The organism is Noviherbaspirillum suwonense, from assembly GCF_900182955.1.
Classification (GTDB): Bacteria; Pseudomonadota; Gammaproteobacteria; order Burkholderiales; family Burkholderiaceae_D; genus Noviherbaspirillum_A; species Noviherbaspirillum_A suwonense.
This window is the reverse complement of record NZ_FXUL01000001.1, coordinates 75,492-86,095: the sequence shown is the minus strand read 5'-3', so window position 1 is coordinate 86,095 and position 10,604 is coordinate 75,492. Positions and strand designations below refer to the sequence as shown.

Sequence of the window (10,604 nt, the reverse complement as noted above, 5' to 3'; positions counted from 1 at the left end):
TATTTACCTTTTTGGTTAACTTTTACCTTGTACTGATGGTACATGTTTTCTATATTGAGTCGTCCGGCGAATGATCCGGCGCCTCGCATTCCCTACCTGGCGCCTCGACCCGGGCGCAGCCGATGCCCGACTTTCCGGCTGCAAAACAAAGTGCCGAACCGGGTGACCAGAATGCGCCTTCATCAAGGTGCTCCTGCACGCCCTAATTGAATCAGGATTCCACCATGGCCACCACAACGACCACAACGACATCGACATCGACATCGACATCGACATTCGACATCAGCGCACAGGCAAGAACGGGCGCGAACGTCATCAACGACGGCGACCTGGGCAACCGCAACCTCGTCGGCACCTCGAAGAACGACATCATTTTCGGCAATAGCGGCGACGATGTCATCGATGGGCTGGGGGGCGCCGATATCGTCCTGGGCGGCGCCGGAAATGACACATTGATTTACAACATGAGCCAGAACATCGGCGTGAGGGACAACTATGCCGGCAACGGCGGCGCCGATCAGCTGGTGATCCAATTCAGCTACGCGCAATGGATCGATCGTGGCGTCCAGGCCGATATTGCGCATTACCTGTCATTCCTTGCGCAGGCAGGCAGGGAGGCGCCACCGTTTGCGTTCAAGGCATTCGGCCTGACCGCCGCCGGAATCGAAACTTTCAACGTGCGCGTGGATGGCATGGCTCTCGACCCCGTGGACCAGCGGCCGGTGCTGGCGGCCGATACGCTCACGACCGCGGAAGACACGCGCAGCGCCAGCATCGATGTGCTGGCGAACGACAGCATTCCCGACCTGGCCGCGAGCGTCGCTTTCACGCAGGGAGCGCACGGCGCCGTGACCCGCGCCGCGCTGGACCTGACGCACCCTGCAAGCGGGCAGAGTGCAAGCTTCGTCTACACGCCCGCCGCGAATTACGCCGGGCCGGACACCTTCCGCTACACGGTGACCGACGCCGATGGCGATGTCCGCAGCGCTGTCGTGAACGTGAATGTCACTCCCGTCAACGATGCCGCCGTGATCTCCGGCACAAGCACCGGCACGGTGACGGAAGCGGGCGGCGTCGCGAACGCGCTTCCCGGCATGCCCACGGCCACCGGGAACCTGACCGACACCGACATCGACAACCCGGCGAACAGCTTCCTGCCAGTGGCTGCCGGCCAGGCCAGCGCCGGCGGCCATGGCAGCTACGCGATGACGGCCGGCGGCGCATGGACCTACACGCTCAGCGACACCGACGGCACGGTGCAGGCGCTCAACGCGGGTGGGACCCTGCAGGACACATTCCAGGCAAGGACGGTCGACGGCACCGCGCAAACGGTCACCATCCTGATCAAGGGCGCCAATGACGCCGCCACGCTGGGCACAGGCGTGGCCAATCTGGTCGAAGGCGACACCGCCGCCGCCATCAGCACCTCGGGCACGCTTGCCATCAGCGACGTCGACGATCCCGCCACCTTCGTGCAGCAGGCCGCGACGGCAGGCCAGTACGGCACGTTCGGCATCGGCGCGAACGGCGCCTGGACCTACGCCGCCAGTTCCGCGCATGACGAATTCATCGGCGGAACGACCTATACCGACACGTTCGCGGTCGCCAGCGCCGACGGCACCGCAACACAGGTGACGATCAGTATCCTGGGCGCGAATGAAAACAGCGCAGTGGTGCTGACCAGCGCGGCGCAGGCCGGAAAAGTGACGGAAGACGCCGACACCACGCCCGCCACCACCGACTCGCTGAGCGCGACCGGCCTGGTGACCTTCACCGACGCGGACCGCGGCGATACGCATACGGCGACCCTGAGCTACGCGCCGGCGGGCAACGCGCCGCCGCTCGGCACGTTCTCGGCCGGGCCGTTTACCGACACCGGCAGCGACGGCGCCGCCGGGTCCGCCGGATGGCGCTACGACCTGGACAACAGCGCGGCGCAGTCGCTGGCGGCAGGCCAGACCGTCACCGAGAAATTCCGGGTCACCATCGACGACCATCATGGATCGACCGTGTCGCAGGACGTCGACATCACGATCGAAGGGACCGGCGAGAGGCCGACGTTGCCCGTCGGCGGCATAAGTTACGAGATCCTCGCCGAGGCCGGCATGCGCGGCGCAGCGCCCTCCGTCGCGTTTCTGGACGTGGACGGCAACCACGTGGCCAATGTCGGCGACCTCATCTACTTCGGCTCCTGGATCCCCAACCGCGGCGTGGCCGCGCCCACCGCGCTGGATACGCCGCTGGTCAAAACGATCGAGGCCGTCACCGAGATCCATCCGCGCGCCGGACTGACGACGGAAAGGGAAATCACCGCCAGCTACACGGACGACAACGGGCTCCGGGGCGACTTCACCATCTCGACCACCAGCATCCTCGATACGCTGTCGGGCGGGCGCTCCGAGACCGACGAGTTCCTGAAAGTGGCGTTTTCCAATCCGACGCTCAATCCGGTCGCGCTGTACGGCAACCTCCCGGCCTCGGCCTCGGAACTGGAACCGCCGCTGCTCGAAATGGGCAAGGTGTGGATCGCGGAAGACTGGCAGTTCCTGCGCAGCAGCCTGCCGGACGTGATCTCGTTCTCGGACGGCACATCACTCAGCGGCTACTACCTGGAGGACTTTCCCTATACGTTCGACGGCGGCTCGGGCGACTCGGCAGCGTATTTCTATCACCAGCCGGCCAGCAGCCCGACGCATCCGGTGGAAAATTTCAGTTCGCCGCTCGACCCCGCCCTCGCCGCCATCCCGGCCGGCGGGATCTTCGTGCAGGACAGCGCCCTGCTCTACCCTGACAATACCTTTCTCGATGTGCATATTTACGCGGCCTGACGGCGCCGGCGGGGATCCGGCGCCGGGCCGGCGAGGACCTGGGGCTCGAACGGCATGCCCAGGGAATCGGGCGTGGCGGCCCCGATTGCGATAAACTCCTGATTTTTCACGTTTTCGGAGCTGGCCCATGCGGTCGCATCGCGTCCTTCCCCGCATTCTTTCCTGCATCGCCCTGGGCCTGGCGCTCTCCGCGCCGGCCCATGCGCTGGACCGGCTGTTCCCGCCGCAGACCAAGCGCGGCGACATGTCGAATGTCGACTTCCCCACGGTAAAGATCAATGGCGCCGAACGAAGATTGTCCGCCGGCGCATGGATCAAGAACGAAAACAACATGATCGACATGCCGGTGACGCTGAGAGGCCGCCAGTTTGTCGTGAATTACACCGAAGACAATGAAGGCAACGTCAACCGGGTCTGGATACTGAGTCCGGCCGAAGCCAGCGTGCCCCTGCCCAAGCAGCAATAAGATTCCATGCAAAAAAAAGTTTTCATCAAGACCTTCGGCTGCCAGATGAACGAGTACGACTCGGACAAGATGGTGGATGTGCTCCATGAAGCCGATGGCTATGTCCGCACCGACACGCCGGACGATGCCGACGTCATCCTGTTCAACACCTGCTCGGTGCGCGAAAAGGCGCAGGAAAAAGTGTTTTCCGACCTCGGCCGCGTCAAGGAATTGAAGCGCGCCAACCCCGGCCTCGTCATCGGCGTCGGCGGCTGCGTCGCTTCCCAGGAAGGCGACGCGATCGTCAAGCGCGCGCCCTATGTCGACCTGGTGTTCGGCCCGCAGACCCTGCACCGGCTGCCGGCCATGCTGCAGCAGCGGCGCGACAGCGGACGCTCGCAGGTCGACATCAGCTTTCCCGAGATCGAGAAGTTCGACCACCTGCCGCCGGCCAAGGTGGACGGACCGACCGCCTTCGTTTCCATCATGGAAGGCTGCAGCAAGTATTGCAGCTACTGCGTAGTGCCCTACACCCGCGGCGAGGAAGTGTCCCGCCGCTTCGACGACGTGCTGGCCGAAGTGGCCGGGCTGGAAGCGCAGGGCGTGAAGGAAATCACGCTGCTCGGGCAGAACGTCAATGCCTTCCGCGGCGAAATGGCCGACGGCGAGATCGCCGACTTCGCGCTGCTGATCGAATACATTGCCGAACTCGACGGCATCGAGCGCATCCGCTACGTCACCAGCCATCCGAAGGAATTCACCCAGCGCCTGATCGACACCTATGCGCGCGTGCCCAAGCTGGTCAGCCACCTCTACCTGCCGGCGCAGCACGGCGCGGACAAGGTGCTGGCGGCGATGAAGCGCGGCTATACGGCGCTGGAATACAAGTCCATCATCCGCCGTCTGCGCGAAGTGCGGCCCGACATCGCCATTTCCTCCGACTTCATCGTCGGCTTCCCGGGCGAGACCGATGCCGACTTCGAGGCGATGATGAAGCTGATCGCCGACATCGGCTACGACAACAGCTTTTCCTTCATCTTCAGCCCGCGCCCCGGCACGCCGGCGGCCAGCCTGCAGGACGACACCCCGCACGAGGTGAAGCAGAAGCGGCTGGTGCGCCTGCAGGCGGCGATTGCCGAAAACACCCGGCGCATCAGCGACGCGATGGTCGGCACGGTGCAGCGCATCCTGGTCGAAGGCCCGTCGAAGAAGGACGCGCTGCAGATGCAGGGACGCACCGAGAACAACCGGGTCGTCAATTTCGACGCCGGCCCCGACGGCGCGCGGCTGACAGGCCGGATGCTGGACTTGCGCATCACCGAATCGTACGCATATTCACTGCGGGGCGAACTTGTGGCGTCCTGAACACTCTCTCCACTACCACTGAAGATTACCGACAAGACCCCGATTTGAAGACCAAGACACCGCAGCAACCGATGCATTTCGAACCGCAGCCGGTCGATAACAACCGCCTCGCCCACCTGTGCGGCCCGATGGATGAAAACCTGCGCCAGATTTCGGCGGCGCTCGACGTGACCCTGTTCCGGCGCGGCGAACGCTTCATCGTCTCCGGCGCCAATGCCGAACGCGCGGTCGACATCCTGCAGAAGTTCTACGCGATCGCCGACAAGCCGGTCTCGGTCGAGGACGTGCAGCTGGCGCTGGTCGAGCAGCGCGCCAACCTGGCGCAGGCGGTCGAAAAGCCGGCCATCCTGACCAAGAAGCCCGAGCCCGACAGCGAGGAGCTTCCCGCCGTCGAAACCCCGGTGCTGAAGACCCGCCGCAGCGACCTGCGCGGCCGCACGCCGCACCAGAACCAGTACCTGAAGTCGATACTGGAACATGACGTGACCTTCGGCATCGGCCCGGCCGGCACCGGCAAGACCTACCTGGCGGTGGCCTGCGCGGTCGATGCGCTGGAGCGCGACGCGGTCAAGCGCATCGTGCTGACGCGGCCGGCGGTGGAGGCCGGCGAGCGGCTGGGTTTCCTGCCGGGCGACCTGGCGCAGAAGGTCGACCCCTACCTGCGCCCGCTGTACGACGCGCTGTACGACCTGATGGGCTTCGACCGCGTGCAGAAGATGTTCGAGAAGCAGGCGATCGAGATCGCGCCGCTGGCCTACATGCGCGGCCGCACGCTGAACCATGCATTCATCATCCTCGACGAGGCGCAGAACACCACGCCGGAACAGATGAAGATGTTCCTGACCCGCATCGGCTTCGGCAGCAAGTCGGTGGTGACCGGCGACGTCACGCAGATCGACCTGCAGCGCAACCAGAAATCCGGCCTGATCGATGCCGCCGCGGTGCTCAAGGACGTGCGCGGCATTGCCTTCACGCACTTCAACAGCACCGACGTCGTGCGCCACCCGCTGGTGGCGCGCATCGTCGACGCCTACGAGTCGGCCGGCGAGGCCAGCGCCATCGCAGCGACGTTCAGCAATGCCGCCAAAAAATAAGCTCACGCTGTCGCTGCAATATGCCGACCCGCGCGCCCGCGCGCACGTGGCACGGGCCGACGCGCGGCGCTGGGTCCAGGCGGCGCTGCTGGCGCCGGCCGAACTGACGCTGCGCTTCGTCGATGCCGAGGAAGGCCGCACGCTGAACCGCGATTACCGCGGCAAGGACTACGCGACCAATGTGCTGACCTTCGCCTACACCGAGGAGCAGGAAGCCGAGGTCACCCAGGCCGACATCATCCTGTGCACCGACGTGCTGGAGAAGGAAGCCGCCGAACAGGGCGTGAGCATCGCCGACCATGCAGCGCACCTGGTCGTCCACGGCGTGCTGCATGCGCAGGGCTACGACCACGAGGACGATGCCGAGGCGACTGAAATGGAGGCGCTGGAAATCGAGATCCTGGCCGGACTGGGCATCGCCAACCCCTACCTCGAACGCCAGGGCTGATGCGCCGCCTCAAGGCCGCCCGGCAGAAATGTTGGCGGTCCAGCCATTTGTTGTATCCTATTCCCCACCAAAACGACGGCAATACGCCATATGCAAGACTATCCCAGTAGCGCCAAACTCCCTGACGCCAAACCCCACCGGTCACTGCTCGAACGCCTGACCGCACTCATTTCCCCCGAGCCAGAAAATCGCGCCGAACTGCTGGAAATCCTGCATGACGCGCATGAACGCAACCTGATCGACGCCGACGCGCTGTCGATGATCGAGGGCGTGTTCCAGGTTTCCGACCTGGCCGCGCGCGACATCATGGTCCCGCGCTCGCAGGTCGACATGGTCGACATCAGCAAGCCGATCGAGGCCTGGATGCCGCTGGTGCTCGAAACCGCGCACTCGCGCTTCCCGGCGGTCGACGGCGAACGCGACCGCGTGGTCGGCATCCTGCTGGCCAAGGACCTGCTGCGGTATTACGCCGAGGAATCGTTCGACGTGCGCGGCATGCTGCGCCCGGCGGTCTTCATTCCCGAGGCCAAGCGCCTGAACGTGCTGCTGAGCGATTTCCGCGCCAACCGCAACCACATGGCGGTGGTGGTCGACGAGTACGGCGGCGTCGCCGGCCTGATCACCATCGAGGACGTGCTGGAGCAGATCGTCGGCGACATCGAGGACGAATACGACTTCGACGAGGAAGAGGACAACATCCTCGCGCTCAAGGACGGCCCGCTCGGCCCGCGCTGGCGGGTCAAGGCGCTGACCGAGATCGAGCAGTTCAACGACGCGATCGGCAGCCATTTCGCCGACGAGGGCGTCGACACCATCGGCGGCCTGATCGCCGGCCACCTGGGCCGCATGCCGCGCAAGGGCGAAACCTTCGACCTGGCCGGCCTGCGCTTCGAAGTCATGCGGGCCGACGCCCGGCAGGTGCATGTGCTGCTGGTGGAAAAACTGCCGCAGCAGGCCGCCGTCCAGGACGAAGACAATCTCTGACGACGGCCGTCCCGGCCGCACCGGCGCTGCCGCCGCGCAGCGCCGCAGCCATGCCCGCCCGCAACGCCAACCCTTACCCGAATCTGCACGGATGCCTTCCGAAACCCTGTCCCCTGCCCTGTCGCGCTGGTCGCCGCTGTGGGCGATGCTGGCCGGCGCCACCGCCGTCCTGTCCTTTGCGCCGCTGACCTGGTGGCCGGTGCAGATCGCCAGCCTCGCCGTGCTGTTGTGGCTGGCGGTCGCGCAGACCGCGGTGCGCCGCAGCGCGCTGGTCGGCTGGAGCTTCAGCTTCGGCTGGATGGTCGCCGGCACCCACTGGCTCTACACCAGCCTGCACGACTACGGCGGCCTGCCCGGCCCGATGGCGATTGCCGCGGTGCTGCTGCTGTCGGCGGCCATGGCCCTGTATGCCGGTATGGCGATGGCCGCCGGCACCTGGCTGCGGCTGCGCTGCGCGCTGTCGCCGGCTGCGACGCTGCTGCTGGTCTACCCGCCGCTCTGGGCGATCAGCGAATGGCTGCGCAACTGGGTCGCGACCGGCTTTCCCTGGATCGTGTCCGGTTATGCGCATGTGAGCAGCCCGCTGGCCGGCTATGCGCCGCTCGTCGGCGTCTACGGCATAGGCTGGCTGGCGGCGCTGCTGGCGGCCTGCGCGGTGCTGGCGTTTGCCGGACGCCGCCGGCTGGCGCTGGCGCTGGGCGCGGCGGTGATGGTCGCCGGCCTCGCGCTGGACCAGCTGGCCTGGACCAGCCCGCACGGCCGGCCGATCTCGGTGCGGCTGCTGCAGGGCAACGTGCCGCAGGAAATGAAGTTCAACCCGGACACCGCGAACGACACGCTGGCGCTGTACCACGACATGCTGACCGAGGCCCGCGCCGACCTGATCGCCACGCCCGAGACCGCTCTGCCGATGATGGCGCATGCGCTGCCGCCCGATTACCTGGAGCTGCTCGCGACCTTTGCCCGCCAGTCGAAAAGCAACCTGCTGGTCGGCGTGCCGGTCAGCGACGGGCCAGGCAGCTATGCCAACAGCCTGCTGGGGCTGGGCATGGACGGCGCGCGGAACTACCGCTACGACAAGCATCACCTGGTGCCCTTCGGCGAATTCATCCCGCCGGGCTTCCGCTGGTTCGTCGACATGATGCATATCCCGCTCGGCGACTTCACCCGCGGCGCGGTGGTGCAGGCGCCGTTCAGCGCGGCCGGCCAGTGGGTGCTGCCCAACATCTGCTACGAAGACCTGTTCGGCGAGGAAATCGCCGACCAGATCGCCGCCAGCTATTTCTCCGGCCGGCCGCAGCCGACCATGATGCTCAACGTCTCCAACATCGCCTGGTTCGGCGACTCGATCGCGCTGCCGCAGCATCTGCAGATCTCGCAGATGCGCTCGCTGGAGACCCGCCGCCCGATGCTGCGCGCGACCAACACCGGCGCCACCGCCATCGTCGACGCCCGCGGCCGGGTGCAGGCGCAGCTGCAGCCCTATACGAAGGATGTGCTGTCGGGACAGGTGCAGGGCATGAGCGGCTATACGCCGTATATATTGCTGGGCAACGTGCCGGTGCTGACGGCGGCGGTGCTGCTGCTGGGTGCTATCTGGCTCAGGCGGCGCGAGCAAAAATCGTAGACAGTTGCGGTTGCAGCTGACGCCCCCGGCAGCGACCGTTGCCGTTGCCGTTGCCGTTGCAGTTGTTTTTGACGCGGCTTTTGACGTGAATCCCCGTTGATGACGCCACGTCGCTGGTGCCGAAATCGGATAAAGAAGCGTCCGCTGTCTGAGCGAAGCGAGTTTCGGACGCTTCCCGATTTCGGTGCCAGCGGCGTGGGCACCCCGCGCAGCGGGGCGGCATCTCCGGGGTCGCCTTCTCTTGCCTACTTCTCTTGGCGAAGCAAGAGAAGTAGGTCGGCTGCCGGGCCGAAACCCGGCTAGGTCGTCCGGCAGGCCAGCCGGTATTGCTTCATCCGCCAGCCGGCGTACTGTCGCGAAGCCGCTTCTGCAGTTTGCGACGGCTGCACGTCAGGAACACGCGCCACAGCGCAAGGCGCCGATGCTGCGTCTGCTGACGGATGAAACATTGAGGCTTCACTGCCGTGGGGAATAGCCGGGTGTTCGGCCCGGCAGCCGACCCGCTTTTTTGCTCCGCCAAAAAAGTGGGGCAAAAAAGGCGGCCCCTACGACGGCGGTCCGTGCTGCGCACGGACTGCACGCGCCGCCAGGGACTGAAACGGGAAGCGTCGGAAACTCGCTGCGCTCAGACAGCCGACGCTTCTTTATCCGTTTCAGTCTCTGGCGACGCGTCGCCGTCTAACGGGGATCCACGTCAAAGGCCACTTCAAAAACCAACGGCAACTGCAACTGCAACTGCAACTGCAACGGTCGCTGCGCGGGGCTAACTGCCTAATGCGCCATTGGCCACCCCCATTTCGCCGAAGGCGCCTAAAAAACGCTAGAATCCACCCTTCGTTCCGCCTCACAGCAACAACCACTTCCCTGCTCCCGCCAGCAGAAAAATAATATGCTCACATTTCAACAAGTCATCCTCACCCTGCAAGAGTACTGGGACGCGCAGGGTTGCGCGCTTCTGCAGCCCTACGACATGGAAGTCGGCGCCGGCACCTCGCACACCGCGACCTTCCTGCGCGCGATCGGGCCGGAGCCATGGCGGGCCGCCTATGTGCAGCCGTCGCGCCGGCCCAAGGATGGCCGCTACGGCGAAAACCCGAACCGGATGCAGCACTACTACCAGTACCAGGTGGTGCTGAAGCCAGCCCCGGAAAACATCCTCGACCTCTATCTCGGCTCGCTGAAGGCGCTGGGCCTGGACCTGACGCAGAACGATGTGCGCTTCGTCGAGGACGACTGGGAAAACCCGACGCTGGGCGCCTGGGGACTGGGTTGGGAAGTCTGGCTCAACGGCATGGAAGTGACGCAGTTCACCTATTTCCAGCAGGTCGGCGGCCTTGACTGCAAGCCGGTGCTGGGCGAGATCACCTACGGCATCGAGCGGCTGGCGATGTACCTGCAGGGCGTGGAAAACGTGTACGACCTGGTGTGGACCACCCGGGAAGAACATGGGGTGACAAAGAAGCTGACCTACGGCGACGTGTTCCACCAGAACGAGGTCGAGCAGTCGACCTACAACTTCGAGCATTCCAACGCCGAGTTCCTGTTCTCGCTGTTTACCAATTACGAAGCCGAAGCCAAGCGCCTGCTGGCCGTGCCGCTGACCCTGCCGGCCTACGAAATGATCCTGAAGGCCGCGCACACGTTCAACCTGCTCGACGCCCGCGGCGCGATCTCGGTGACCGAGCGCGCAGCCTATATTGGCCGCATCCGCAACCTGTCGCGCGCGGTGGCCCAGGCCTATTACGAATCCCGCGAAACGCTGGGCTTCCCGATGTGCGGCGACAGCCGCGCCGCCGCCTGATCCACTGCCCTG

At 65.3% G+C, this 10,604-nt stretch carries 8 protein-coding genes; all 8 read left to right on the top strand.

Features of this window, described 5'->3' with window-relative positions; all coding sequences use genetic code 11:
- Positions 1–224: 224 nt before the first annotated feature.
- The 8 genes from QOL82_RS00425 to glyQ all read left to right on the top strand — a co-directional run bounded on the left by QOL82_RS00425 (position 225) and on the right by glyQ (position 10,592).
- The gene (locus QOL82_RS00425; protein ID WP_283440249.1) at positions 225–2,828 is read left to right on the top strand and encodes a VCBS domain-containing protein; all 2,604 of its coding nucleotides are present in this window, start codon (positions 225–227) and stop codon (positions 2,826–2,828) included.
- Positions 2,829–2,955: 127 nt separating this feature from the next.
- Positions 2,956–3,294: a hypothetical protein gene (locus QOL82_RS00420; protein ID WP_283440248.1), complete on the top strand. Its 339-nt coding sequence runs from the start codon at positions 2,956–2,958 to the stop codon at positions 3,292–3,294.
- Between the two features lie 6 nt (positions 3,295–3,300).
- A complete protein-coding gene (gene miaB, locus QOL82_RS00415; RefSeq protein ID WP_283440247.1) occupies positions 3,301–4,638 on the top strand; it encodes a tRNA (N6-isopentenyl adenosine(37)-C2)-methylthiotransferase MiaB in 1,338 nt (445 codons plus the stop codon).
- A 44-nt stretch (positions 4,639–4,682) separates the two neighbouring features.
- Positions 4,683–5,732 (top strand): PhoH family protein, encoded by a 1,050-nt coding sequence (locus QOL82_RS00410; RefSeq protein ID WP_283440246.1) that lies wholly within the window; start codon positions 4,683–4,685, stop codon positions 5,730–5,732.
- A complete protein-coding gene (gene ybeY, locus QOL82_RS00405) occupies positions 5,716–6,180 on the top strand; it encodes an rRNA maturation RNase YbeY (protein ID WP_283440245.1) in 465 nt (154 codons plus the stop codon). Before QOL82_RS00410 ends, ybeY begins: the two co-directional genes overlap by 17 nt.
- 90 nt (positions 6,181–6,270) lie before the next feature.
- Complete coding sequence (locus QOL82_RS00400) at positions 6,271–7,164, top strand: CorC family transporter (protein ID WP_283440244.1); 894 nt, start codon at positions 6,271–6,273, stop codon at positions 7,162–7,164.
- A gap of 91 nt (positions 7,165–7,255) precedes the next feature.
- Positions 7,256–8,791 (top strand): apolipoprotein N-acyltransferase, encoded by a 1,536-nt coding sequence (lnt, locus tag QOL82_RS00395; protein ID WP_283440243.1) that lies wholly within the window; start codon positions 7,256–7,258, stop codon positions 8,789–8,791.
- Positions 8,792–9,680: 889 nt separating this feature from the next.
- Complete coding sequence (gene glyQ, locus QOL82_RS00390; RefSeq protein WP_283440242.1) at positions 9,681–10,592, top strand: glycine--tRNA ligase subunit alpha; 912 nt, start codon at positions 9,681–9,683, stop codon at positions 10,590–10,592.
- Positions 10,593–10,604 lie beyond the last annotated feature (12 nt).

Bases quoted from the DNA above. Each gene is read 5' to 3' on its own strand.
- QOL82_RS00425 (WP_283440249.1), top strand. From the start codon at position 225: ATGGCCACCACAACGACCACAACGACATCGACATCGACATCGACATCG.
- QOL82_RS00420 (WP_283440248.1), top strand. From the start codon at position 2,956: ATGCGGTCGCATCGCGTCCTTCCCCGCATTCTTTCCTGCATCGCCCTG.
- miaB (WP_283440247.1), top strand. From the start codon at position 3,301: ATGCAAAAAAAAGTTTTCATCAAGACCTTCGGCTGCCAGATGAACGAG.
- ybeY (WP_283440245.1), top strand. From the start codon at position 5,716: ATGCCGCCAAAAAATAAGCTCACGCTGTCGCTGCAATATGCCGACCCG.
- QOL82_RS00400 (WP_283440244.1), top strand. From the start codon at position 6,271: ATGCAAGACTATCCCAGTAGCGCCAAACTCCCTGACGCCAAACCCCAC.
- lnt (WP_283440243.1), top strand. From the start codon at position 7,256: ATGCCTTCCGAAACCCTGTCCCCTGCCCTGTCGCGCTGGTCGCCGCTG.
- glyQ (WP_283440242.1), top strand. From the start codon at position 9,681: ATGCTCACATTTCAACAAGTCATCCTCACCCTGCAAGAGTACTGGGAC.